Genomic DNA, 24,504 nt, shown 5'->3' with positions numbered 1-24,504 from the left:
CGGGAGAATGAGAAGACGGCAAACGCGCGGGGATGACGGGGGTTGGAGGCAAGGTCCCGCGCACACCGCAAAAATTCATATAAAAATTTAGGTAAATAAGAATTTATACTAACGCATTTTCACAAAAACGCTTAACCAGTTCTGTAAAGCGCCAATTAAAACCTCACTGGCACGCTCTCTCCCATGAGCGTGATCCAGAAGACATTCATCGCCGGTGCCCTTGTCCTGTCTGTCCTGTCGCTGGGGTCGGGCGACGCCGGGGCCCGGCCGAGCGAAATTCCCGTGGCGAGCCCGGCACATTGCGCGCAGCCGGCCGTCGATCCCGCGCTCGCCCAGGCCGTCGTGGACGAGATCAATGCATACCGTGCCGCACAGGGTCTCGGCCCGGTGCATCTCGAGCCGCGCCTGACTGCGGCGGCGATGATGCACGTGGCCGACCTCGCCCAGCGCAGCGTGCTCTCGCACTATGGCGCGCAGGGCGAGACCTTCGTCGACCGGATCGAGAAGGTGGGCTATTCCGGCTATGCGCGCGCCGAGAACGTCGGCTGGAACTACGCCACCCCCGCCGGCATCGTGCGCGGCTGGATCGAGAGCCCGAGCCACCGCCGCAACATGGAGCTTGCCGACGTGACCGAGGCCGGCATCGGCTATGTCTGCGACCCGGACCGCGGGCACTTCTGGGCGCTCAACCTCGGCACCGACAATCTGCGCATGGTCCAGCGCGTCTCCAGCCGCATCGGCCGCCCGGCCTGGCGCCGCTGAGGGGAGCCTTCACTCCTCCGCCACCGGCAGCGCTTGCTTCAGGCGCGCGAGCCAGCGTCCGGCGCGCCTGGCGTTCGTGCCGAAATCGCTGCGCCCGATCTGCGAGCGGCTGTAGAGGGCGAGCGTCGACCGCTCCGGTCCCAGGTCCAGCACCTCCACGCTCACCGTGTCAGGATAGTGCATCAGCGGCGTGCGCGTGACGAAGCGCAAGGTGCCCGCGGCCTCGTCCGCCGCCACCTCCCGCGTCAGCGGTTCGGCCCGCGCGGCCTCCCGCACGGCGGCGAACAGCACCGGCGCCGCGACCGCGAACACCGGCGCCGCCGCATCGGCCTGTGCGGCCGGGCAATGATCCTTCGGGCAGACGAGCCAGGCGTTGGGCGTCCCCGGGCGTTCGAGCGTCCTGAAGTCTACCGCGCCCAGGTCCGGCGGTCCGAACAGCGCGGCCCATATCCAGGCGCGTGCGCCGGGCGTCACGGCCACGATCCCGGCTGCAAGCAGCATGGCCGCGAGCGCCAGCCCGCCCGCCCGCAGGAACCGCCGCCTTTGCATTGCTCCGCTCCCATCTCAGCGCGCCGCGGCGAGCAGGCGCGGCAGCAGGGACGCGCGCGCCTCCCGGTATTCCGTCTCCGAATAGCCGAGGAAGAGCGCCACACGCCCGCCCGCACCCGAGAGGAGCGCCGCACCATAGGGCCGCCCGTCGCGGAAGCCCTCGACCCGCATGTCGCCCGTCAGGCGTCCGCCGAGATCGGGGCAGTCCAGCGCGATCTTCGCCTCGCCCGGTGCGCCGTCCGTCATCTCGCCGGTGCACACCGTCTCGCCGCGCGCGGTGGAAAGCCGGATCGCGTGTGCCGGGGGTTCTGTCGTCACGCTCGCGATCAGCACCTGGCGGTTCAGCATCCCGCCGTTGCGCGCCTGGCGGACGAGGTGCGCCTGCAGCCGGTCGCGGTAGGGCAGGGCCTCCGGCTCGACCAGCAGCGCCGTGTCGATCGCCACCACCTCGCAGCCGCAGTCCGTCCCGCGCGCCCGGTTGAGCGGCGCGACCGCCGCAAGGCACTGCGACAGCGCCGTGCCGACCGCCGCGCGCGGGCTTTCCGCGCCGGTGGAGACGGCGATGACGGGGCACGTCTCGGGCGGTTCGGCCACGGCGAGCGCCTTGTGGAACGGCTCCTCCCGGTAGCGGCGGCCTTCCGGCGAGGCCAGCAGCAGGTCGACCTCGTTCACCCGCACGCGGCGCAGGATTTCCGGCTCCAGCCCGTCGAAGCGGCGCATCATGCCTTGTACCTGGCCTGCGTCGGCGGCGTAGAGGCGGCTCACCCTCACCCGGTCGATCTGGCCCGGCGGCGGGACTGCGGGGCTTTCCGCGCGCGGGGCGGGGGCTTCCGGCAGGGCCAGGCTCCCTGGCTGTGTGCAGGCGGCGGCCAGCACGGCGGCCAGAACGGCGGCAAGGCCGGCGAGGCGGGCAAGAGGGGTGTGGCGCATGGTCATGGATGCCAGCCTAGGGCAAGCCAGCGGCGGGAAAAAGACCTGCAGGATGCGCCCGGGCGCACATGCGCCGGTGGGGGTTCCGGCGGGCGGGCCCTTCGCGCATAGTTGCGCGCGAGAGAGAGGGGGGCGGAGTGCCGCATGACCCCCGGATATGCAAGGGGGCATCCCGCCATGACCGATCAGCCCGAAACCGGCGCTACGCCGCCCGAAGCCGGCGGTAGCTATCCCGTAAGCCGCCGCAACCGGGTCCGCGTCGACAAGCGCGCGGTCTACGACCGGGATACGGTCCACGCGATCCTCGATTCCGGTCTCGTGGCGCATGTCGGCATCGTGGAGGACGGACGGCCCGTCGTGATCCCGATGATCTACGCCCGGGACGGAGAGACGCTCTATCTCCACGGCGCGCGCACCACGCGCCTCATGCGCGTCTTTCGGGAGCCCGCGCCCGTCTGCGTGACCGTCACCCATGTCGACGGCATCGTGGCCGCGCGTTCCGCCTTTCATTCCAGCATGAACTACCGCTCCGTCGTCGTGCACGGCAGCGGGACGGTGATCGAGGACGAGGAGGGGCGCACCCGCGCCATGACGCTCCTCACCGACCATCTCATTCCCGGCCGCTGGGACGAGTTGCGCGCCCCCTTCGATACCGAGCTGAAGCAGACCGCCGTCGTCGCGGTGGAGATCGAGGCGGCCTCCGCCAAGGTTCGCGCGGGCGGGCCTGTGGAGGACGAAGCGGACTACGGCACGCAGGCCTGGGGCGGCGTGATTCCCGTCGTCACCGCGCTCGGCCAGCCTCTCGACGACGGCCGCCTGGTCGAAGGGGTGGAGGTTCCGCCCTCCATCCGCCGCCTGCTTTCGGGGCGCTGACCGCGGCGCGGAAGCTCTCCCACAGGGAGAGTTATCCCCTTTTCATGCGCGCAATGAGCGTTGTAGCCTCGCCACCGTCGTGTTCATGACGCGGGCGGCGCTGCGGCGTGTCCGCATGTGCTGGGAGGATATGCGTCCATGGGTCTGTTCAGCTTCATCAAGGAAGCCGGTGCGAAGCTTTTCGGCGGGTCGGCGGAGGCCGCGACGCCTGAGGATCTGAAGAAGTCCGTGGCCGACCACGGGCTTGCCGCCGACGGGATCGAGGTCGCTGTCGAGGGTGACACGGTGAAGCTGGCGGGCCGCGCGCCGACGCAGGAGGAGGCGGAGAAGATCGTGCTCGCGCTGGGCAACACCGCCGGGATCGCGGCCGTCGACACCTCCGCGCTCGCGGTCGAGGCGCCGGCGCCGGAGGCTGTGTTTTACACCGTGCAGAAGGGCGACAGCCTCTGGAAGATCGCCGAGGCGCATTACGGCAAGGGCAAGGGCGCGAAATACACCGAGATCGTGAAGGCCAACACGCCGCCCGTGAAGAACCCCGACCTCATCCAGCCGGGCTGGGTGCTGCGCATCCCGCCGCTCGGCTGAAGGTACCGATCGTCCCATCACACTCCGTCGTCCGCGGGACAAGCCCGGGGATGACGGTTCAATAACCTCTGTCGCCCTCGGGCTTGTCCCGAGGGCCCATGCGCGGGGCGGCCGTGTTTATGGCGAGGCCCCGGCAACGCCTCGCCCCCGTCCTTGCGCCGCCTCCGCCGCACGTGCTTCAAGACGGCCGAGACACGAACCGGCACAAGGGGGCGAGGGGGCATGGCGGCACCGGCGATCCGGGAAATCGGGGAGGGCGACCTCGACGGCCTGCTCGCGCTCAACAATGCGTTCGAGGCGGAAACCTCCCGCCTCGATACCGGCAGCCTGCGCGCCCTCGTCGCCACCGCCGCCTTTGCGCGCATGATCGGCGCGCCGGGGCAGCCGCCCGACGCGCTGCTGATCGGCCTCGACGAACATGCCGACTACGACAGCGTGAACTACGGCTGGTTCCGCGCGCGCGAGCCGCATTTCCTTTACATCGACCGCATCGTGACCGCGCCCCATGCGCGCGGGCAGGGGCTTGCCCGGGCGCTTTACGAGGCGTTCTTCGCCTGGGGCCGCGCCAACGGCCACCATCTCGCGACCTGCGAAGTCAATCTCGTGCCGCCGAACCCGAAGTCCGACGCCTTCCACGCGGCCCTGGGCTTTGCCGAGGTCGGGCGCGCGACCATCAAGAACGGCGCGCGCACCGTGCGCTATCTCGCGCGGGCCCTCTGAGGGCGCGTCCTCTCCGCCTTCGGGGCGCGCTCGCCCCGCTTGATCGCGGGCGGACTGAGCGCATACTCGCTCCTTGCGCCAGCGCGCGCAAAGAGGGGGGTGCCCATGTACGTACCTGAACATTTCCGGCTCGAGGACCGCGCGGAGATCGCGGCCCTCGTCGCGGCCAACGCCTTCGCCATGCTGGTCACCGCGGGCGAGGGCGGCGTGCCCGTCGCCACGCACCTGCCGCTGATGCTGGACGGCCCGCTGGACGGCGGGCGCCTGCTCGGCCATTTCGCCCGGCCCAATCCGCAAGGGGCGCACGCCGACGGGCGGCCCGCGCTCGCGATCTTCGCCGCCGAGCATGCCTATGTGAGCCCGCTCTGGTACCCGAGTTTCCGGGAGACGCGCCGCCAGGTGCCGACGTGGAACTATCGCGCCGTGCACCTCACGGGCCATCTCGAACCGCTGACCGATCCGGCGGACGTCGCGCGGATGATGGAAGGCTTCGCTGCCATGTTCGAAGTGGAGGGCGGCTGGACCCCCGCCGCCACCGACCCGGACTATTACAGCCGCCTGCTGCGCGGCATCGTGCCCTTCGCGCTTCGGATCGAGCGGGTGGAGGCCAAGGCCAAGCTTGGCCAGAACAAGAGCGCGGAGGACCGGGCCGCCGTCAACGCCCGCCTGCCCGAACTTGCATCGCCGGGTCCCGGCAAGGGCGCTTGAAGCGCCGCGCCAGCGGGCGTACAACGCCCCCGGCTTTTCCTCTTCAGAAGCGGAGCAATCTCCATGTCCTTCCTGTCTGACGCCCTCGGCCGCGTGAAGCCGTCCGCCACCATCGCCGTCACGCAGAAGGCGCGCGATCTGAAGGCGCAGGGGCGCGACGTGATCTCGCTCGGCGCGGGCGAGCCCGATTTCGACACGCCCGAGAACGTGAAGCAGGCGGCCATCGCCGCGATCGAGCGGGGGGAGACCAAGTACACCCCCGTCTCCGGCATTCCCGAACTGCGCCAGGCCATCGCCGCGAAGTTCAAGCGCGAGAACGGCCTCGACTACACGCCGGACCAGGTAATCGCCTGCACGGGCGGCAAGCAGGTGCTGTTCAACGCCTTCCTCGCCACGCTCAACCCGGGCGACGAGGTGGTGATCCCCGCGCCCTACTGGGTCTCCTACCCCGAGATGGTGGCGCTGTGCGGCGGCACGCCCGTGACGGTCGACACGAAGCTCGAGAACGACTTCAAGCTCGCGCCGGAAGACCTCGACCGCGCGATCACGCCCAAGACCAAGTGGTTCCTGTTCAACTCGCCGTCGAACCCGTCGGGCGCGGCCTATTCGCGCGCGGAACTCAAGGCGCTGACCGACGTTCTGCTGCGTCATCCGCACGTCTGGGTGCTGACCGACGACATGTACGAGCATCTCTGCTACGGCGATTTCGAGTTCGTGACGCCCGCGCAGGTCGAGCCGAAGCTCTACGACCGCACGCTGACCATGAACGGCGTGTCGAAGGCCTATGCCATGACCGGCTGGCGTCTCGGCTATGCTGCGGGTCCCTTGTCGCTCATCAAGGCGATGGACAAGGCGCAAGGCCAGCAGACGTCGGGCGCGTGCTCGATCACCCAATGGGCGGCGGTCGAGGCGCTGAACGGCCCGCAGGACTTCCTGGCCGAGCGGCGGAAGATCTTCGAGGACCGGCGCAACCTTGTCGTCTCCATGCTGAACCAGGCGCCCGGCATCTCCTGCCCGACACCGGAGGGGGCGTTCTACGTCTACCCGTCGTGCGCGGGGCTGATCGGCAAGAAGACGCAGGCCGGCAAGGTGATCGAGACGGACGAGGACTTCGTGACCGAGCTTCTGGAGGCCGAGGGCGTCGCCGTCGTCCACGGCTCGGCCTTCGGCCTCGGCCCGAACTTCCGCATCTCCTACGCGACCTCGACCGAGGCGCTGGAGGAGGCCTGCACCCGCATCCAGCGTTTCTGCAACACGCTGCGCTGACGCGGACGCACCGGCATCGAAAAGGTGTGTCGTCCCCGGCCCCCGTGCCGGGGACCCATGCCCGGGGCGTTCGCGGAGTGAGCGAGGCGGTGGCCCCCTAAAGCCACCCCTTGTGCTTGAACCACGCGAGCGGCAGCACCGCGGACGCCGCCATCGCCAGCAGCGCCAGCGGATAGCCCCAGGGCCAGGCAAGCTCCGGCATGACATCGAAGTTCATGCCATAGACCGTGCCGATCAGCGTCGGCGGGAAGAACGCCATCGCCACGACGGTCAGCACGCGCACGACCTCGTTCTGCTCGACCGAGATGAGGCCCAGCGTGGCGTCGAGGAGAAAGGTCGTCTTTCCCGCGAGGAAGCCCGCGTGATCCTCCAGCGAGCGGATGTCGCGCATCAGCAGCTTGAACCGCTCGCGCAGGGGCGCGCCGGTCCTGTGATCGCCCTTGGGCGGGGCCAGCACCGCGCCGGCGAATGAGGCCAGCCGCTCCTGCGAGACGAGGCTCTCGCGCACCTTGGCGATCAGGTCCGCCTCGCGCCCGATGTTCTCGACCGCTGCGGCGAGCCTGCGTCCGCGCCGCCGCACGTCCTTGCGCCGCACGAACACCTCCCTGTGCAGCGTGTCGATGCGCGCGCTGAGGTGCTCCAGCACGTCCGCCGTGCGGTCGGTGATCGCCTCGAGCAGGCCGAGGCACGTCTCTCCCGCCGTCTCCGGCGCGTTTCCGGGGCGGGAGACGCGCGCCAGGAACTGCGGGATCGCCTTGGGCGTCTCGGTCCGCACCGTGACGAGCCGGTTGCCGTGCAGGATGAAGGTGAAGGGGGTCAGCACCGGGTTCGGGCTGTCGGCATGGGCCAGCACATCCGCCGTCATGTAATGCGTGCCGCCTTCGGCATAGAGGCGGCTTGAGAACTCGATCTCCGCCAGGTCCTCGTGCGACGGGATCGGCGCGCCGAGCCACATGCTGGCCGCCCCGCGCATGGCTGCGTCCGGGTGCAGCAGGTCGAGCCAGATCGTCCCCTCCGGCACCTCGCCACCGGTCACTGCCGCACCGCCGAGGCCCTCTCCGGCCGGACGGTAGGCGGTGAGAAGGGGGGCGGGGGGCGGCGGATCCTTGTGATGTGCTGCACTCATGGCTTCAGCTTCGCCGGACCCCGGTGCTTTCGCAAGCCCACCCGGCCCGTTGTCCCCGTCCGCCCTTGCCGGGGACCCACGCCCGAGGCGTTCGCGGAGTGAGCGCGGCGGTGGCCGCCGCCTCTTCACCGGCCCTGCCGGAAAGGAAAGACCCCGGCGCCTTTCGGGGCCGGGGCCGATCCGTCTCGATGCTGTTCGAACCGCCGATGGTTCAGAGCAGCTGCAATGCGTCAGCCGCTTCCTTGCCGTTACGGCCCTGGCGAAGCTCGTAACCGACCTTCTGGCCCTCATCGAGGGACATCAGGCCGGCCGCCTTGACGGCCGTGATGTGAACGAACACGTCCGCCCCGCCGGCGTCCGGTTTGATGAAGCCATAGCCCTTCTCGGGGTTGAACCACTTGACGGTTCCGGTAGCCATGAAATCCGCGTCCTTCTCTGCGCACTAAGGTCAGCCCGGCGCCTCCCCTCATGGAACGGGGCCGGTCTGTCGGGCCAGCGGCACTTTGGGAACGAATGGTCCGGACAGGCCCGAGGGACTGCCGCACCATCCGGCCGTCTCGAGCCGAGGCTCCGCAGAGAATGGCTCAAAACGCGCGGGTTTGCACGCGATTTTGAAGAGCTGGGTTGCTGTCGGCGCATGTCCCGGCGCCAAGACGGGTCTCCTCGGCCCGCAACAGGCGCACGCAGGCATCTGCAACCATGGCAGAAAGTCGCTGGGCCGCCTGCACGTCTGCCGTGTCCGCGGCCTTTCGCGCGGCGTCGGCAAGGGCGCGGTCCTCGAAGCTGTCCTGCATGGCGCGTCGTCCTGTCTGCGCTCCGGCAAACCGCAGCCTCCCCCTGTGCCGCTTAAGGTCCGGTAAAGCACGCCGATTGCGCGCACGCGCCATTCGTGGAACGCTTTGCGGACCGGGAGGGCGTGCCATGGCCCCCTGACGACAGAGGGCTCGCGCCCTTCCCAAGACACCTTGCGGGAGGACGGCCCATGACTGCATCCGGAGATACCGAAGGCGGCAGAGGGGCGGGCGGCGGCGCCCATGTTCGTGGTGCGCCGCGCTGCATCGCCATTGTCGGCACCTATGGCAGCGGCAAGACCACGCTGCTGGAGAGTATCCTCGCGCTCACCGGCGCCACGGGGCGCAAGGGCGCGGTCGACCAGGGCACCAGCGTGGGCGATGCGGGCGCCGAGGCCCGCGCCCACGGCATGGGGCTTGAGGTGAACGCCGCGCGCGCCCGCTTCATGGACGAGGACTACGTGTTCCTCGACTGTCCGGGCTCGGTCGAGACGGCTTGGGAGGCGGAAGGCCCCCTCGCGGTCGCCGACGCCGTGATCGTGGTGGCCGAGGCGGACCCGTCCAGGACCGCGCTGCTGCAGCCGCTCCTGAAGACGCTCGACGCGCGCGGCCTGCCGCATCTCGTCTTCATCAACAAGATCGACAAGTCCGACGGCGGCCCGGGCGAGGGACGGGTGCGCGACCTGCTGGAACACCTCCAGCCCCTGTCGGAGCGGCCGCTGCTTCTGCGCCAGGTGCCGATCTGGGAGAACGGCATCGCCACCGGCTATGTCGACCTCGCGCTCGAACGCGCCTTCGTCTACCGCGAGCATGCGCCGTCGGAAGTCGTGCCCGTGCCCGACAGCCTCGCCGCCCGGGCGGAGGAGGCGCGCTACCAGATGCTGGAACGTCTCTCCGACCACGACGACCACCTGATGGAGGAATTGCTGGAGGACATCCCGCCCCCGCGCGACGAGGTGTTCGACACCCTCGGCCGGGAGATGCGCGACGGCCTCGTGGTGCCCGTCTTCCTCGGCTCGGCCCTGCACGACCACGGTATCCGCCGCCTGATGAAGGCGCTGCGGCACGAGGCGCCCGACGTGGGCGGCGTGCGTGCCCGCCTCGGCGCGGGCGAGGGCGGCACGGTCGTCGGCGTGGTCAAGACCTGGCACACGGCGCACGGCGGAAAGCTGTCGCTCGCGCGCGTGCTCTCCGGCACGGTGAAGGAGGGCGACACGCTCGTCACCGCCGACGGCAGGCAGCACCGCGTGGGCGGCCTCTACGACATGACGGGACTTCAGACCGCCAAGCGCACCTCGGCGGGGGAGGGGGAGACGGTCGCGCTCGCCCGCATGGAAGACGTGGCGACGGGTGACGTGCTGGCGTCCTCCCCTGCGCTGGCCAATCCCGCCCGCCTGATGGGCGACCCGCCCGCGCCGGTCTATGCGCGCGTGATCGTGCCCGCCGACCGCAAGGACGAGGTCAAGCTGTCGGCCGCCCTGCACAAGCTTGTCGAGGAAGATCCCTCCGTCCGCGTCGACCATGCGGAGGGAGGGGCGCTGCTGCTCGGCGGGCAGGGCGAGATGCACCTCAAAGTCGCGGGCGAGCGCCTATCGGGCCGCTTCGGCGTGCGCGTGGACATGTACGCGGCCCCCGTTCCCTACCGCGAGACGATCCGCAAGGCGGCCACCGCGCGCGGCCGGCACAAGCGCCAGACCGGCGGCCACGGCCAGTTCGGCGACGTGGTGGTCGACGTGGCGCCCCTGCCGCGCGGATCGGGCTTCGTGTTTGCCGAGAAGATTTCGGGCGGCGTCGTGCCGAAGCAGTATTTCCCGGCGGTCGAGGCCGGGGTGAAGGATGCGTTGCTGAAAGGTCCGCTCGGGTTCCCGGTCGTGGACCTCTCCGTCACGCTCACCGACGGCTCCTACCACACGGTCGACAGTTCCGAGCAGGCGTTCCGCACCGCGGGCCGCATCGCCATGCAGGAGGCGCTGCCCGATTGCGCCCCCGTCCTGCTGGAGCCGATCATGGACGTGGAACTGTTCGTGCCCAACACCGCGACCGCGCGCGTTACCGGCATCGTCACCGGGCGGCGGGGCGCGCTGATGGGGTACGAGCCGCGCGAGGGATGGCCGGGTTGGGACGTCATCCGCGCCCAGATGCCCCAGGCGGAGATCGGCGACCTCATCCTCGAGGTGCGCTCCGCGACGCAAGGCTGCGGCAGTTTCGCCGCCACCCCCGCCCATCTCGCCGAATTGAGCGGGCGGGAGGCCGAGCGCATCGTTTCGGCCCATGCCGCCTGACGGGCCGCACCGAAAAGAGCCCCGGCAGCGTTCGGGCTGCCGGGGCGACAGGCAGGCGCGGTCATCGGGTCGAGGGGCAGGGCTCTCCTCCCGCGCCGTCCCAAGACAGGGATACCCGATGGACGCCGCAGGGCCTGAAAACTTCCATCGCGGCTTCGTCCCGGCCTCTCACATCGCCGCCAGCGCGATGCCTGCGCCCGCGCACAGGCTGAGCGTCGTGAGCACCCCGCGCCTCGCCACGAAGACGAGCGCGAGTGCCAGCGCCGACAGCGCAGCCGCCGTCCAGTCGACGCTCGCCAGCACCGGCACGTCGACACCGCCCGCCTGCGTGATCTCACCGAACAGCACGCGGCTCCCGAACCAGAGCGCGAGGTTGGCGACGACCCCCACCACCGCCGCCGTGATCGCGGCCAGCGCCGCCGACAGGATGGGCCGCCCGCGCAAGCCCTCCACATGCGGGGCGAGCGCGAAGATCCACAGGAATGAGGGCGCGAACATCACCCACAGCGTCAGCCCGGCGCCCAGCAGCCCGCCCAGGATCGGCGCGCCCGCTATCCCCTCGCGCGCTGCGGCGAGGAAGCCCACGAACTCCGTCACCAGGATCAGCGGCCCCGGCGTCGTCTCCGCGAGGCCGAGGCCGTCCACCATCTCCGCCGCGCTCAGCCAGCCGTGCGTCTCCACCCCCGCCTGCGCCAGGTAGGCGAGCACCGCATAGGCGCCGCCGAACGACACCGCCGCCAGCGTCGCGAACACGCGCGCGATCTCCGCATAGATGTTGGCGGGACCGAGTGCTGCATTGAGGATCGCCACGGGCGCGAGCCAGATCGCGGCCCAGAGCAGCGCGGTGCGCAGCGTGCCGCTCCACCTTGTCCGCCCCGCGCCCGTGTGCGCCCCTTCCGCTGCCGCGACCGGCAGCAGGGCCGGCCGCATCCGCCCCAGCGCAAGGCCCAGCGCGCCCGCGCCCAGCACGATCAGCGGGAAGGGCACGCCCAGCGCATGGATCGCGACGAACGCCGCCGCGGCGATGGCGATGGCCGCCGGGCCTTTCAGCGCGCGCGTTCCGATCCGCACGACCGCCTGCGCGACGATGGCCAGCACCGCCGCCTTCACGCCCAGGAACGCCGCCGCCACCAGCGGCTGATCGGCGTGCAGCAAATAGAGCGCGGCAAGCCCCGCGATCACGGCCGCGCCCGGCAGGATGAACAAGAGGCCCGCGGCCAGGCCGCCGCGCACCCCGTGCAGCATCCAGCCGACATAAGTCGCAAGCTGCTGCGCCTCCGGCCCCGGCAGCAGCATGCAGAAATTGAGCGCGTGCAGGAACCGCGCCTCGCCGATCCAGCGTTTCTCCTCCACCAGCACCCGGTGCATCAGCGCGATCTGGCCCGCCGGTCCGCCGAACGACAGCACGCCGATGCGCGCCCAGGTCCTGAGCGCCTCGGCGAAGCCGGGCGGGGGAGGGGGCGGATTGCGATCGCTCATGCGCTCGTGGCGCTCCTGACAGCGGTGCGGAGGTCGTGACCTTGTCGCACGTCCGCCCCGCGCTTGGCGAGGAGATCACGTGAGGGTGATTTGGGCGCGGAGCCCGCGCGCCCTATCTCACTCGGTACGATGACGGGACGATGACGGGCCTGAAGACTGGAGACCATGCCATGCTGATCCGCCGCCGGAAATCCTGGGAGGTGCGCGAGGCCGACGCGACGCCGGAAAGCGCCTATCTGAACCGCCGCGCTCTGTTGGCCGGGCTCGGCCTGGGGGCCGCGGGCGCGGGGCTCGCCGCCGCGGCGCCGGCGCGCGCCAACGTGCTGACGAGCCTCTTCGGCAAGCCCGGCGACCCGCTGATGCGGCCGGTGACGCCGACCGACGATCTTTACCCCGCGCCGCGTAACGAGGCCTTCACCCTCGACCGCGAGCTGACGCCGGAGAAGATCAACGCCACCTACAACAATTTCTACGAATTCGGCTCCCACAAGGAGATCTGGCGCGCCTCCCAGGATCTTCCCGTGCGTCCCTGGACGGTCACCATTGACGGCATGGTGGAGCAGGAACGGACCGTGGACGTCGACGCGCTGATCCGCGAGATGGAGCTGGAGGAGCGTCTCTACCGCCACCGCTGCGTCGAGGCGTGGTCGATGACCATTCCCTGGTCCGGCTTCCCGCTCGCGCGCCTTGTCGCGGCGGCGAAGCCTCTGTCGGGCGCGAAATATGTGCGCTTCGAGACGTTCGAAGACGCAAGCATCGCCCCCGGCCAGAAACAGAGCTGGTATCCCTGGCCCTATGTAGAGGGCGTGACCATGGCCGAGGCCACCAACGACCTCGCCTTCATCGCGACCGGCACCTACGGCCACTCCATCCTGCAGCAGCACGGCGCGCCGCTGCGCCTCGTCCTGCCCTGGAAGTACGGCTTCAAGTCGATCAAGTCGCTCGTTCGGATCAGCTTCGTGGAGGAGCGTCCGGTCAGCTTCTGGGAGGAGCTTCTGCCGCAGGAGTACGGCTTCTGGGCGAACGTTAACCCGGAGGTGCCGCATCCCCGCTGGTCGCAGGCGGAGGAACGCATCCTGCATACCGGCGACAAGGTGCCGACGCTGCTCTTCAACGGCTATGGGGAGCAGGTGGCGGGGCTCTACGCCGACATACCCGACACCCGTGCGCTCTACATGTGAGGCAAGGCACCCCGGTTAAGCGCCCGTTAAGCGCGCCCGGCGATACTCTGCCCGTTGAAGTTCGCCGGGGACACGCCGATGGTGTACGACCGCAGACGGGTTAGCCGCTACGACCGCCGCTTTTACATGGGCGTGGCGGGCATTTTCGCTCTTCTGACCCTGTTCGGGATCGTGTCGTGCCTCCTCTATGGCGTCTCCGAAATGCGGCTTCTGGTGGCCTTCGCGGGCGGCTGGTATCTCGTCTACACGATGGACCTGATCGAGCGGCGCTTCCGCCGGTCGGCCGACGGCATCTTCTGGCGCCGGTGGTTCTCCTTCCGGGGCAGCGCCGGCTTGCCGGAGGAGGACGAGGAGCAGGCCGGGCGCGGCGACAAGGCCCGCCCAGCCCACTGATCCGCGGCCGTCTCGCGGCGCGCCCTGTCCTGCGGGCGCGCGCATGAGCACCGTTCACTCCCCCGACCTCGTGATTTTCGATTGCGACGGCGTGCTCGTGGACTCAGAGCCGCTGGCGAACGCGCTCCTTGCCGAGGCCGTGGGGGAGCTTGGCCTCTCCATGACCGTGGAGGAGGTGGTCCACACCTATGTTGGCCTCTCAATGAAGAGCGTGATGTCGGACCTCGAATGGCGCACCGGCAGGCCCGTCCCGCCTGGCTGGCTCGATGCGTTGCAGGCCCGCACCTTCGACGCCTTCCGCCGCGAACTGCTCCCCGTGCGCGGGGTTGCTGCCGCCATCGCCGCGCTGCGGGCCGCTGGCCTTTCGGTCTGCGTCGCCTCCTCGGGCAGCCACGAGAAGATGGGCGTCAGCCTCGGCGTGACCGGTCTCGCGCCGCTCTTCCGGGGCGCGATCTTCTCTGCCTCGTCCGTGCCGCGCGGCAAGCCGCATCCCGACCTCTTCCTTTACGCCGCCGCCCGGATGGGCATCCCGCCGGAGCGCGCCGCCGTCGTCGAGGACAGCGTGCCGGGCGTCACCGCGGCGCGTGCGGCGGGCATGCGCGCGCTGGGCTATGCCGAACGCACTGCGCCGGATCGCCTTGCCGCGGCGGGTGCCGTCGTCTTCGGTGACATGGGCGCGCTTCCCGGTCTGCTCGACGTTGCGACGCCGGTCTGACGGGCCCTCTCAGTCCAGGAAGAACGGCCGGTCGCTGACGTAGCGTGCCCGGCCATAGCGTGCGGCATCGTTGTCCGGGCGGTAGAGCGTGCCGCGGAACCGCGCCTTCAGCTTTTCAAGCGGCCCCGGTCTGCGGAACGGCCTGTCCGGGCCCTCGTTCGTTGTGACGAGCGTAACCCGCCCGCTTGCGTGTTCGCCGACGATCCGCCAGCCGGTCTCGCCGAACGGGACCTCGTAGTCGTCCTGCTCCACGGGCAGGGGGACCGGCGGCGCCGCCCACACCGCGTGGCTTGCCGGCAGCGCCAGAAGGGGAATGAGCGAGCGTAGCGACCATAGCGGGCTCGCGGGGCCCGAATACCCCTCGACAAGGTCCGGATCGTCGCCCCAGTAGCCTTGCGTCAGCCGCCTCCCCTTGAGTGCGCCCTTCGCGGCGAAGTGCGACCAGAGCGCGTCCGCCGCGCGGCGCGCCAGCCCCGGCGCCAGCCCCGGATCGCCCAGCATCGCGCCCATGCTCAGCGGCGCGCTCAGCCCCATGCGGTAGTGGAGGGAGCGCCCGAACGCCGGCCAGCCCTTGGGTCCGATCATGTGTGCCCACGCCGGTGCGGCGGCGTGGCGGTCCTCCGCGATCCAGCCCGGCGCCTCCGCCCCCAGTACATCCTCGAGGAACCCGAGATTATAGGCGAACCCCCAGGCGCTGTAGCTGTCGACCGGCCCCTCCGGCCCGTCGCGGTAGAGCCCGCCGCCCGCCCGGAACAGCGCGATCCGGGCAAGGCGCAGGTCCGCTTCCGCCGCGTGGTCTCCCCAGCCGATCCGGGTCAGAACCGCCGCGAGCGTGGCCGGGAACAGGTGCCAGTTGTTGTCCTCGACCGGTGCGCCGATCCCGCCCGCCAACCAGTCCGCGAGGTGGGTGCGCGCCTCGGCGCCCAGCGCGTCCGGCAGCCAGTCCCGGCCGAGCCACAGCGTCAGCGCGATGTCGGACGCCTCGCACAGCACCTGCCCGCCGTCCTGCAGCGGGCCCCAATATCCGGGCGAGGCCGGGTCGGTGCCCGCCGCGATTCCGCGCACCAGAACCGCCCGTACGCCATCCGCATCGTGTCCGGGCAGGGAAGCGTCATGGCCCACGCGGCTTGCGTGCACGGCGGCAAGCGCGGGCGCAAGGCGCGAGAACGCCTCCATCCGGTCGGCGCGGCGTCCGTTACCGCTCGGCCAGCCTGGAAGGTCCGCGCCCGACCCCTCGGGCCTCGCGGCCTCCAGAAAACCGTCGAGAAGGTCCGCGGTCAGCGCAAGATAGACGTCGCGCCCCGGGCCGTCCGGGGTGGCGAAACGCTCCGTCACGTGGCGGCTACCGCTCACGTCTTGCCGACGAGCGGATAGACATATGCCTTGGCAAGGGACAGGAGCGTCCCTGCATCCGCCGGCCGCCGCTTCAGCGCCGTCCACAGGTCGCGCCGGGCTTGCGGGAAGTCCCGTGCCACCATGGCGGCGGTTCCGAAGCTTCGATAGGTGTCGGTCAGGGTTTCCTCGATCTCCGAACTGATGTCCCGACCTTCGCTGCCGTAATCTCGGGCAAACTTCCTTACGACTGCCAGGGCATATGGGCGCAGGCGTTCATGGTTCCAAGACACATTGCTCGCGTGCAGTCTGTAAAAGGTCAGAGGCTCATTCAGGTATATCAAGGGAAACCGGTGCGCGATCCTCACCCACATTTCCCAGTCCCCGCGATAGCGAAAACTCTCATCGAAACAGCCTACCACTTCGAAGACCTGCTTCGGAACCACGACGGAACTGTTGCCAACGCCGTTTCTTCGGAGCATTTGGCGGAAACAGTCTCCCTGGAAATCAGACATGTCGATCAGACGCTCGGGAATCGGCTTTCCATCCTCGGTTATGTCCTGAACCAGCGTGTGGCAGAGCCCAGCCTCTGGATGCGCTTCGAGCGCGGCGACCTGCCGCTTCAGCTTGTCCGGGTGCCAACAGTCGTCGGCGTCGAGAAAGGCGATGAGGGATCCGCGCGCCATGCCGATCCCACGATTCCGCAGCACGAATGGCCCTTCGGAACTGCCGGAACGAACGATGCGCACCCTGGGGTCGTCAGCAAGGGATTGCACTGCCTCCTGGCTGCCGTCGGTCGACCCGTCGTCCAGCACGATCAACTCGACGTCTGGAAAGGTCTGGCCCAGGGCCGATCCGATGCTCTCGGCAATGAAGGGCGCCGCGTTGAAGACCGGCATGATGATCGAAACTCGTGGATCGCCGGTACCGGAAGTCATCGCGGATTGTTCCATCGCCGCCTGGACGGTTTGTCCGCGTACGGATCTGTCAGGCCCGTTCGTCGCAGCCTTTGGAGTGTTCAGTCTGGCGCTTTCCGGCGGGCTGTCAATGTCGGGCGCAGCCGTTACCGCCCGCGTCACACGGCCACCTCGAACACCTGGTCGTTGCCGCGGTCGCTCTTGCGCGTCCGATAGGCAGGGAACTCCACGATGGCCGTGGTTCCGAGCCCCGCCATGCTGGCGAGCGTCAGCTTGCCGCCGTGCTGCTCCATCAGCGACTTCGCCAGGGGAAGGCCGAGGCCCGTGCCCGTGGTGGAGGTCATCGAGCTGGTGCGCGTCTGCACGAAGGGTTCGAGCACGCGCGGCAGGTCCTCCTCGGCGATCCCGATCCCGGTGTCGGCGATCGTGATCCGCAGGCTCTCGTCCGGCCGCAGCGAGGCCGTGATCGAGATGCGGCCCTGTTCGGGCGTGAACTTGGTTGCGTTCGACAGCAGGTTCAGCACGATCTGCTTGACCGCGCGGGCATCGCAATAGAGGTCGGGCAGGTCGTCGGGCACGTTCGTGACGACATGCAGCTTGCGCTTGTCGGCGCTGGGGCGGGTCAGGCGGACGATGGCGTCGATCAGTTCGGCCACATTGACCGTGTCCTCGTACATGTCCCATCGCCCGGCCTCGATCTTCGACAGGTCGAGCAGGTCGTTGATGAGGGAGAGCAGGTGCTTTCCGCTCGTCTGGATGTTGTCCAGGTACTCCTCGTACTGCTTGCTCCCTACTGGGCCGAAGATCTTCAGCTGCATGACCTCGGTGAAGCCGAGGATCGCGTTGAGCGGCGTGCGCAGTTCATGGCTCATGTGGGCCAGGAACTCCGACTTCGACTTCGAGGCCATGACGGCCTCGTCCTTGGCCTGGCGCAGTGCCACCTCGATCCGCTTCTGTGCGGTGATGTCCTGCACCGTGCCCTCGTAGTAGAGCGGCTGGCCCCGGCTGTCGCGCACCAGGCGCGCGGTTTCCGAGATCCAGATGCGCTCGCCCGTCCGGTGGCGGTAGACCTCCGAGGTGAAATCGGTGACCGAGCCCTGTTCGTTGAGGATCTCCAGCAATTGCCGGCGCCGGTCGGGATCGACGAACCACTCCTTGCCGATGTCAGTGACGGCGTTGATGAATTCGTCTTCCGTGCGATAGCCGTTCAGCGCGACCAGCGCCGGATTCGCGCGCAGCCACTTGCCGTCCAGCGAGGTCCGGTAGATGCCGACGCCCGCGTTCTCGAACAGCTCGCGGTAGTCACGCTCGGCTCCGCGCAGCTGGCTTTCGGCCTCCGCCCGGGCGCGGATCTCTTCCGCCAGCCGCGCGTTGCGCTCGGCCAGCTCCAGCGTACGCTTGTCGACCCGGCCTTCCAGCTCGCGCGAGACCATTTCCAGGTCCAGCGCCGCCTTCTTCAATTGCGTGAAGTCGCTGATGATCAGCACGGTAGAGCCGTCGGGCGCGCGGCGTTCGCGCACCCGGACCCAGTTGCCGTCCTTCAGCTCGAACTCGACCTCGACCTGTCCGCGCCGGTGGCTTTCCATGCGCCGCGCGACGAAGGCTTCCAGGTCGCCGTCGACCCTCAGCAGGCCATCGGGTCCGCAAAGGGCGCGCAGGATCTCCTCGAACGTCGCGCCCTTGGCGATGACGTCGCTGTTGTCGTCCAGCATCCGCCGGTAGGGTTCGTTGAACACCACCAGCCGGTCTTCGGGATCGAACACGGCAAAGCCGTCGGCCAGCGCCGAGATCGCCGACTGCAGCCGTTCCTCAGCATGTTCGGCGCGCTCGCGCGCCACCACCATCTCGGTCTCGTCGGTCGTGGTGCCGCGGTAGCCGTAGAAGTGCCCGTTCTCGCCGAAGATCGGCACGCCGCTGATCCGCAGGTGGCGCACCCGTCCGTCGGCCAGTTCTCGTGTCACACGGAAGTCGCGGAACGCCCGGTGGGCCAGCAGATCCTCGCGATGCCTTCGCCACGCCGGATGCCGCTCGGCGTCGGCTTCGGCCACCTCCCACGGCGTCTTGCCGACGATGCCGGCGTCGTCCATGCCATAGGCGCGGCGCAGCCCGTCGGTCATGCCCACGAAGCGAAGCTTTTCGTCCAGTTCCCAGAACCAGTCCGACGTCGACCGCGTGAAATCGCGGAACCGCTGTTCGCTGAGCCGCAGCGCGCGCAGCTCGTCGAGCAGCTTCTTTTCCGTCGAGCGGGAGATGTTCCGTGAAGTGGTCACTGTGTCTCGGCTGTAACGGTCGCGGGGTGTCGCCAGGTCCGCCTATCAGTGTGGCCGCGAATGTTGAAGAAGCTCCTAATGCGATACCAAACGAAACGTAAACGCTCCCTGGCGTGCCGGGCGCCGAATTGGCGGGGCTTGGCGCCCGGGCTTGGCGGAAGGGCTTGGCGGGAGGGCTTGGCGGGAGGGCGCTGGGCCGTTAAGTATCTGTCCGGACACATCACCCCCGAACGCCCACACCAAGCGAGGCATGCGATGGCCGAGTACCGCACCAAGCAGCTCATTATCGGATCCGGGCCTGCCGGATACACCGCCGCGATCTATGGCGCGCGGGCGATGCTCGAGCCGGTGCTCGTGGCCGGCATCCAGCCCGGCGGGCAGCTGACCATCACGACCGACGTCGAGAACTACCCGGGCTTTGCCGAGGCGATCCAGGGTCCGTGGCTCATGGACCAGATGCGGGCGCAGGCCGAGCACGTGGGCACGAAGATCGTCTCCGACACCATCGTGGACGTCGACCTGTCGAAGCGGCCGTTCAGGGCGGTGGGGGACAGCGGCGACGTCTATTACGGCGAGACGCTGGTGATCGCGACCGGCGCGCAGGCGCGCTGGCTCGGCCTGCCGTCGGAGCAGAAGTTCCAGGGCTTCGGCGTGTCGGCATGCGCGACCTGCGACGGCTTCTTCTACCGCAACCGCGAGGTGGTGGTGGTCGGCGGCGGCAATTCCGCGGTCGAGGAGGCGCTCTTCCTGACCAATTTCGCAAGCAAGGTGACGCTCGTCCACCGCCGAGACTCGCTCAGGGCCGAGAAGATCCTGCAACAGCGCCTGTTCAATCATCCGAAGGTCGAGACCGTCTGGAATCACGTGGTCGAGGAGATCCTCGGCGGCGACAACCCGCCCGGCGTGACGGGCGTCCGGCTGCGCAGCACGGAGACCGGCAAGACGAAGGAGCTTGCGACCGACGGGGTGTTCGTCGCCATCGGCCACGTTCCGGCGACCGCCCTCTTCAAGGGCAAGCTCGACATGGACGAGGGCGGTTACATCCTCACCGCGCCCGATTCCACCGCCACCAGGGTTCCCGGCGTGTTCGCGGCGGGCGACGTGAAGGACAAGGTCTACCGCCAGGCGGTCACGGCGGCGGGCATGGGCTGCATGGCCGCGCTGGAGGCCGAGCGCTTCCTCGCCGGGCATGGCCAGGCGGCCGATGCGGCGGCCTGAGACGTCCGCACGGTATTCACCATCGGAAAAAAGTCGTCCGGATGACGAAAGACTCTTGCTTTGCAGCATCCTGCGGGTCGAAAAGATTGTCGGCTGTGCTAGTTTTGCAGCGCAATAACAACGAGAAGGCCGGGGGAGCGTAGCGGGCAACCATGGATTGGGACAAACTTCGCGTCTTTCACGCCGTGGCGGAGGCGGGCAGCTTCACGCACGCGGGCGAGAACCTTGGGTTGAGCCAGTCGGCGGTCAGCCGGCAGATCAGCTCGCTGGAGGATTCGCTCGGCGTTCACCTGTTCCACCGCCATGCGCGCGGCCTGATCCTGACAGAGCAGGGAGACCTCCTCTACAAGACCGCCCATGACGTGTTCGGCAAGCTCGCGCTGACCGAGGCGCTGCTGCGCGACAGCAAGGAGAAGCCGCGCGGCGACCTGCGTATCACCACGACGGTCGGCTTCGGCTCGACGTGGCTCACGCCGCGCATGAAGCAGTTCGTGGACCTCTATCCGGACATCCGCGTCCAGCTCATCCTGGACGAGCGCGAGCTGGACCTCGGCATGCGCGAGGCCGACGTCGCCATCCGCATGTGGAAGCCGGTTCAGCCCGACCTCATCCAGCGCAAGTTCATCGAGGTCAATCACCACATCTACGCCGCCCAGTCCTATCTGTCGCAGCACGGTGCGCCGCGGTCGCTGGACGAACTCGACAAGCACCAGGTCATCATCTACGGCGAGCAGGTGAGCCGGTCGCTGAAGGATCTGAACTGGCTGCTGACGGCGGGCCTTCCTCCGGGCCAGCGGCGTGACCCCATCCTGCGGGTCAACAACATCTACGGCGTGCTCCTTGCCGTCGAGAGCGGACTGGGCCTTGCCTCGCTCCCGGATTATCTGGGCGCGAACAACCCCAATCTGGTCCGTGTGATGCCGGAGGTTGAGGGGCCGTCCTTCACCACCTATCTCGCCTATCCCGAGGAGCTCAGAAACTCCAAGCGCGTCGTCGTGCTGAGGGATTTCCTGCTTCAGCAGACGCGCGACTGGCGGTTCTGACCCGGCTCATCTTTACCGCAATGCGGCATGAAAACTGGCGCCATGCGCAAATCGCATGGCTGCCTGCCCGTCGCGCGCTTGATCTTTGGGCAATTGAGGCATATTTCATCAGTCGAACGATGTTGCGCCGCAGCATCGCTCCAGGTGCCGGTCCTTCCTCCCTGTTGGCCGTCATCTGACGTCTCCCAGACGTGAATCCTCCCTGTTAGACTTGCCGGGCCCGCGTGGCCCGGCATTTTTTTTGCGCAGGATGCCCAGAACCGCGTCGGCGGCGCGTGCCGTCTCGTCGAACGGCGGCGGTGTCCAGGTCTCCAGCCGCCCTGCGAAGGGCCGCGTCAGGCCAAGATCGCGCATCCGCGCATGGAAGCGCGCCATCTTGGCCGATCCGCCCTCCAGCGCCGCGACGAGCGCCGGCTTTCCCGCGCTTGCCGCCTCCGAGACCATGTTTACGCTGTCCTCCGTCACCACCACTGCGTCCGCCGCGCCCAGCATGGCGGGGTAGGGGTTCGGGCCGGTGCCGTCCCAGACGAACGTGTCCGGTCCGGTCAGCGCCTTGCGGATGCGCGCGGCATTATCGTCCCCCGTGCGGCGCGAGAGCGTGACGGCCAGGCCCGCGCCCGCGTCACGCTGCAGCGCCTGCAATCCCTCGATCAGCCGGTCGGTGGCGGCCGCGCTCATCCGGTGCGCCTTGCTGCTGCCGCCGATCAGCACGGCGACCAGCGGCCGGGGCAGGCGCGCGAAGCGCTCCGCCTGCTCTGCGGCGGCGGCGGCCACGCTTTCCGGCGTGATACGGGTCAGCGATCCTGTCACGCTCAGCACGCGCGCGCCTTCCCGCCCGTCATGCTCCGGCACGACCAGCAGGTCGAAGCAGCGCTCCGGCACATGCGGGTCGAGGATCTGCACCGTCGCCGTGCCGGCCGACAGCCGGCCGATCGCCGCCACGAAGGGCGCCGCCAGCCGCCCGCAGCCGATCGCGAGGTCCGGCCACGGGGGCGCGAGGGCCGCGCGCTGTTCCCCCGGCAGCGTCGTGAACGGGAATCCGCCTGCGCGTGCCCCGCGCACCTGCCACAGCGCCGGCGGCAGGCGCCGCCAGATGCCGCCGGGCGCAACCCGCTTCAGCACGATCTCGCAAGGAGTGCGCTCCGCGACGCGCCCGGCGAGACCGCGGGCCGGCATCTCGTTGCCAGCCTTGTCGTCCGTAACGATCCAGACCCGAATCATGGTGCTTTCGAAACTTCTTCGGCGCGCTGTTTGAAATAATCTTGCGCAAATGCCTCCCGGATCGTACAAGCCGGGACAGGTTCCCGTCCCCGAATTTCCGGAGCACCATGTCCCGTTCCAAGCTCGACGCCGTCGACATGAAGATCCTCGCCATCCTGCAGGAGGATGGGCGCATCACCAATGTGGAGCTGTCGCGCCGGGTGGGCATTTCCGCGCCGCCGTGCCTGCGCCGGGTCCGTGCGCTGGAGGAGGCGGGCTACATCCGCGGCTATCACGCGCGCATCGACTCCCAGATGCTGGGTTTCGACGTGACCGTGTTCGCCATGGTCGGCCTGTCTAGCCAGGCGAAGGCCGACCTCGATGCGTTCGAGGCGCTGGTCCGCGGCTGGCCGCTGGTGCGGGAGTGTCACATGCTCAACGGCGAGATCGACTTCCTTCTGAAGTGCGTCGCGCCCGACCTCGGCACCTTCCAGCGCTTTCTGGAAAGCGATCTCGTCGCCGCCCCGAACGTGGAGAGCGTGAAGACCTCGCTCACCATCCACCAGTCGAAGTGGGCGCCGGGCGTGCCCTTCGCCGGGACGGGGGAGACGTCCGCGAAAGGCTGAGCCGCGGCCCCGCGTCCGCCTCACTTGGCGTCCCTGAAGGCGAGCGTGAGGCCGAACGCCGCGCTCGCGGGCACGAACATGCCGCCGCTCGTGTGCACCAGGTCGATGCGCGCCGCGCGCAGCGTGTTCTCCACAACGCCCAGCGAGGCGGCCCGCACCTCCAGCGCCGCGAAGCGCGGGCCCTGTCCGGCGGGGCGTTCTCCGGGGAAGAGGTCGGCGAACGCCCGCGGCGTCACGACGCGCAGCCGGTGCGGCCCCATGTGCACCGAGAGGTGCCCGTCGGCGTGGCGCGCAATAGCTTCCGCCCCCATCAGGCCCTTGAAGAATTCCGCCGTTTCCGCGGGCTCGTCCGCCACCATCACGACGCCCGCGATTCCGCCCGCGCCATTGGCGTGCGCCTGGTAGCCCGGCTGGAAGAACAACTCCGGCGCCTTGTGGCGGCAGCTGAAGAACGCCGCCTCCGGCATCCCCGGATCGGTGGCGAAGGCAAGCTCGAACCCGACGGTGCCCTCCCGCCCGTCGGGCGTTTTCGCCGCGCGCTCGAAGGAGAAGGGCGCATGGGGCTGAAGCCCCGCGGCCTTCCAGCGCGCGCGGTCGGCGTCGGCGTCCTTGCCCTTCAAGACCAGCATCGACATGCCTTCCCGGCGTTCCAGGAAATCGCGGTTGAACGCGCCGAAGCTGAACTCGGGCGGATCGGCAGCCGTGTCGGGCTCTGCGATCAGGTGCGGCCTGTCGACCTCCAGCAGCTCGATGAAGCTCTCGTCGGCGAACTGGATGACATGATTGGATGTGCCCCACCCATGCACGCCGCGCGGCGCGCAGGTGAAGCCCATGGCGGCGAAGCGCTCCGCGGCCCCGTTCAGGTCGCGGGTGGCGAGTACGATGTGGTCGATCTGGGGCGTCATGGGGGGACGTTGGCAGCAGCCGCGCCGCCGATCAAGACCGGCGGCGCATCCGCGCGCCCGCCTCAGCCGAAGCGGACGTCAATGATTTCGTAGGAGCGACCGCCGCCCGGCGTCATGACCTCGACCGTGTCGCCCACTTCCTTGCCGATCAGCGCGCGCGCGACGGGGGAGGTGATGGAGATCTTGCCCTGCTTCACGTCGGCCTCGATCTCGCCCACGATCTGGTAGCGGGTTTCCTCCTCCGTCTCCTCGTCGACGAGGGTGACGGTCGCGCCGAATTTCACCGAATCGCCCGAGAGCTTGCTCGGGTCGATCACCTGGGCGCGGCTCAGCATGTCCTCCAGCTCGAGCACGCGGCCCTCGATGAAGCTCTGGCGCTCCTTCGCGGCGTGATACTCGGCGTTCTCCGAGAGGTCGCCGTGCGCGCGCGCCTCGGCGATGGCCTTGATGATGTTTGGGCGCTCCACGCTCTTGAGCTGCTTCAGCTCGGTCTCGATCCGCGTGTAACCCTCAGCCGTCATCGGCAGCTTGTCCATGGCCGGGCCTCAGTCCTCTCCTCGTTGCAACCGGTCCGTCAACGCAAGACACCGGCTCCCCGGGAACATGTGTCCCGGGTGCCGGTCCTGCCGGACA

General features: G+C 69.1%; 25 protein-coding genes. 13 read left to right on the top strand and 12 right to left on the bottom strand.

Features of this window, described 5'->3' with window-relative positions:
- The first annotated feature begins 183 nt into the window (after positions 1-183).
- Complete coding sequence (locus tag NJQ99_RS13490; protein WP_269333392.1) at positions 184-762, top strand: CAP domain-containing protein; 579 nt, start codon at positions 184-186, stop codon at positions 760-762.
- A gap of 9 nt (positions 763-771) precedes the next feature.
- On the opposite strand, the gene NJQ99_RS13485 is transcribed toward NJQ99_RS13490, so the two are convergent.
- Together NJQ99_RS13485 and NJQ99_RS13480 are read right to left on the bottom strand one after the other, a co-directional pair.
- Entirely contained in the window at positions 772-1,311 is a 540-nt protein-coding gene (locus tag NJQ99_RS13485) for a DUF1499 domain-containing protein (protein ID WP_269333391.1), read from the bottom strand.
- A gap of 15 nt (positions 1,312-1,326) precedes the next feature.
- A complete protein-coding gene (locus NJQ99_RS13480; RefSeq protein WP_269333390.1) occupies positions 1,327-2,247 on the bottom strand; it encodes a hypothetical protein in 921 nt (306 codons plus the stop codon).
- A 171-nt stretch (positions 2,248-2,418) separates the two neighbouring features.
- On the opposite strand from NJQ99_RS13480, the gene NJQ99_RS13475 reads away from it, so the two are divergent.
- The 5 genes from NJQ99_RS13475 to NJQ99_RS13455 all read left to right on the top strand — a co-directional run bounded on the left by NJQ99_RS13475 (position 2,419) and on the right by NJQ99_RS13455 (position 6,393).
- On the top strand, positions 2,419-3,114 hold the full coding sequence (locus NJQ99_RS13475) for a pyridoxamine 5'-phosphate oxidase family protein (RefSeq protein ID WP_269333389.1): 696 nt from the start codon (positions 2,419-2,421) through the stop codon (positions 3,112-3,114).
- A 138-nt stretch (positions 3,115-3,252) separates the two neighbouring features.
- Positions 3,253-3,699, top strand: a complete 447-nt coding sequence (gene lysM, locus NJQ99_RS13470; protein ID WP_269333388.1) for a peptidoglycan-binding protein LysM — start codon at positions 3,253-3,255, stop codon at positions 3,697-3,699.
- A gap of 222 nt (positions 3,700-3,921) precedes the next feature.
- Positions 3,922-4,419, top strand: coding sequence for a GNAT family N-acetyltransferase (locus NJQ99_RS13465; protein ID WP_269333387.1), 498 nt, complete (start codon positions 3,922-3,924; stop codon positions 4,417-4,419).
- Positions 4,420-4,524: 105 nt separating this feature from the next.
- Entirely contained in the window at positions 4,525-5,127 is a 603-nt protein-coding gene (locus NJQ99_RS13460) for an FMN-binding negative transcriptional regulator (RefSeq protein WP_269333386.1), read from the top strand.
- Positions 5,128-5,190: 63 nt separating this feature from the next.
- Positions 5,191-6,393, top strand: coding sequence for a pyridoxal phosphate-dependent aminotransferase (locus NJQ99_RS13455; protein ID WP_269333385.1), 1,203 nt, complete (start codon positions 5,191-5,193; stop codon positions 6,391-6,393).
- 97 nt (positions 6,394-6,490) lie between these two features.
- Here NJQ99_RS13455 and NJQ99_RS13450 read toward each other — a convergent pair whose 3' ends face one another.
- From NJQ99_RS13450 to NJQ99_RS13440, 3 genes are all read right to left on the bottom strand, one after another.
- A complete protein-coding gene (locus NJQ99_RS13450) occupies positions 6,491-7,519 on the bottom strand; it encodes a magnesium transporter CorA family protein (protein ID WP_269333384.1) in 1,029 nt (342 codons plus the stop codon).
- A gap of 211 nt (positions 7,520-7,730) precedes the next feature.
- Positions 7,731-7,937 (bottom strand): cold-shock protein, encoded by a 207-nt coding sequence (locus NJQ99_RS13445; RefSeq protein WP_269333383.1) that lies wholly within the window; start codon positions 7,935-7,937, stop codon positions 7,731-7,733.
- 166 nt (positions 7,938-8,103) lie between these two features.
- The gene (locus tag NJQ99_RS13440) at positions 8,104-8,313 is read right to left on the bottom strand and encodes a hypothetical protein (RefSeq protein WP_269333382.1); all 210 of its coding nucleotides are present in this window, start codon (positions 8,311-8,313) and stop codon (positions 8,104-8,106) included.
- A gap of 188 nt (positions 8,314-8,501) precedes the next feature.
- Here NJQ99_RS13440 and NJQ99_RS13435 point away from each other — a divergent pair, with 188 nt between their 5' ends.
- Positions 8,502-10,592 carry an elongation factor G gene (locus tag NJQ99_RS13435; protein ID WP_269333381.1) on the top strand — a complete coding sequence of 697 codons (2,091 nt, stop codon included), beginning with the start codon at positions 8,502-8,504 and terminating at the stop codon, positions 10,590-10,592.
- 168 nt (positions 10,593-10,760) lie between these two features.
- Here the strand turns inward: NJQ99_RS13435 and chrA are convergent, their stop codons facing one another.
- Complete coding sequence (gene chrA / locus NJQ99_RS13430; RefSeq protein ID WP_269333380.1) at positions 10,761-12,071, bottom strand: chromate efflux transporter; 1,311 nt, start codon at positions 12,069-12,071, stop codon at positions 10,761-10,763.
- A 170-nt stretch (positions 12,072-12,241) separates the two neighbouring features.
- On the opposite strand from chrA, the gene msrP reads away from it, so the two are divergent.
- The 3 genes from msrP (at position 12,242) to NJQ99_RS13415 (ending at position 14,360) form a co-directional block, all read left to right on the top strand.
- Entirely contained in the window at positions 12,242-13,252 is a 1,011-nt protein-coding gene (gene msrP, locus NJQ99_RS13425) for a protein-methionine-sulfoxide reductase catalytic subunit MsrP (protein WP_269333653.1), read from the top strand.
- A 78-nt stretch (positions 13,253-13,330) separates the two neighbouring features.
- Entirely contained in the window at positions 13,331-13,645 is a 315-nt protein-coding gene (locus tag NJQ99_RS13420) for a hypothetical protein (RefSeq protein WP_269333379.1), read from the top strand.
- Between the two features lie 43 nt (positions 13,646-13,688).
- Positions 13,689-14,360, top strand: a complete 672-nt coding sequence (locus NJQ99_RS13415; protein ID WP_269333378.1) for an HAD family hydrolase — start codon at positions 13,689-13,691, stop codon at positions 14,358-14,360.
- Positions 14,361-14,369: 9 nt separating this feature from the next.
- Here NJQ99_RS13415 and NJQ99_RS13410 read toward each other — a convergent pair whose 3' ends face one another.
- The 3 genes from NJQ99_RS13410 to NJQ99_RS13400 all read right to left on the bottom strand — a co-directional run bounded on the left by NJQ99_RS13410 (position 14,370) and on the right by NJQ99_RS13400 (position 18,879).
- Positions 14,370-15,713 (bottom strand): DUF2264 domain-containing protein, encoded by a 1,344-nt coding sequence (locus tag NJQ99_RS13410; protein ID WP_269333377.1) that lies wholly within the window; start codon positions 15,711-15,713, stop codon positions 14,370-14,372.
- The gene (locus NJQ99_RS13405; protein WP_269333376.1) at positions 15,710-16,630 is read right to left on the bottom strand and encodes a glycosyltransferase family 2 protein; all 921 of its coding nucleotides are present in this window, start codon (positions 16,628-16,630) and stop codon (positions 15,710-15,712) included. The genes NJQ99_RS13410 and NJQ99_RS13405 overlap by 4 nt, the downstream gene beginning before the upstream one ends.
- A 137-nt stretch (positions 16,631-16,767) precedes the next feature.
- Positions 16,768-18,879: a PAS domain-containing sensor histidine kinase gene (locus tag NJQ99_RS13400; RefSeq protein WP_269333375.1), complete on the bottom strand. Its 2,112-nt coding sequence runs from the start codon at positions 18,877-18,879 to the stop codon at positions 16,768-16,770.
- A gap of 255 nt (positions 18,880-19,134) precedes the next feature.
- Between NJQ99_RS13400 and trxB the strand changes: the two genes are divergently transcribed.
- Positions 19,135-20,097 carry a thioredoxin-disulfide reductase gene (gene trxB / locus NJQ99_RS13395; RefSeq protein ID WP_269333374.1) on the top strand — a complete coding sequence of 321 codons (963 nt, stop codon included), beginning with the start codon at positions 19,135-19,137 and terminating at the stop codon, positions 20,095-20,097.
- 152 nt (positions 20,098-20,249) lie between these two features.
- On the top strand, positions 20,250-21,140 hold the full coding sequence (locus tag NJQ99_RS13390) for a LysR family transcriptional regulator (protein WP_269333373.1): 891 nt from the start codon (positions 20,250-20,252) through the stop codon (positions 21,138-21,140).
- A 171-nt stretch (positions 21,141-21,311) separates the two neighbouring features.
- Here the strand turns inward: NJQ99_RS13390 and NJQ99_RS13385 are convergent, their stop codons facing one another.
- Positions 21,312-22,361 (bottom strand): mitochondrial fission ELM1 family protein, encoded by a 1,050-nt coding sequence (locus NJQ99_RS13385; RefSeq protein ID WP_269333372.1) that lies wholly within the window; start codon positions 22,359-22,361, stop codon positions 21,312-21,314.
- Positions 22,362-22,468: 107 nt separating this feature from the next.
- Between NJQ99_RS13385 and NJQ99_RS13380 the strand changes: the two genes are divergently transcribed.
- The gene (locus tag NJQ99_RS13380; RefSeq protein ID WP_269333371.1) at positions 22,469-22,966 is read left to right on the top strand and encodes an Lrp/AsnC family transcriptional regulator; all 498 of its coding nucleotides are present in this window, start codon (positions 22,469-22,471) and stop codon (positions 22,964-22,966) included.
- A 20-nt stretch (positions 22,967-22,986) separates the two neighbouring features.
- Here the strand turns inward: NJQ99_RS13380 and NJQ99_RS13375 are convergent, their stop codons facing one another.
- The gene (locus tag NJQ99_RS13375) at positions 22,987-23,871 is read right to left on the bottom strand and encodes a VOC family protein (RefSeq protein WP_269333370.1); all 885 of its coding nucleotides are present in this window, start codon (positions 23,869-23,871) and stop codon (positions 22,987-22,989) included.
- A 62-nt stretch (positions 23,872-23,933) separates the two neighbouring features.
- Positions 23,934-24,407 carry a transcription elongation factor GreA gene (gene greA / locus NJQ99_RS13370; RefSeq protein WP_269333369.1) on the bottom strand — a complete coding sequence of 158 codons (474 nt, stop codon included), beginning with the start codon at positions 24,405-24,407 and terminating at the stop codon, positions 23,934-23,936.
- Between the last annotated feature and the right edge of the window lie 97 nt (positions 24,408-24,504).

It is taken from the genome of Futiania mangrovi (genome assembly GCF_024158125.1).
Lineage (GTDB): Bacteria > Pseudomonadota > Alphaproteobacteria > Futianiales > Futianiaceae > Futiania > Futiania mangrovi.
This window is presented reverse-complemented; position numbering and strand designations above follow the sequence as displayed.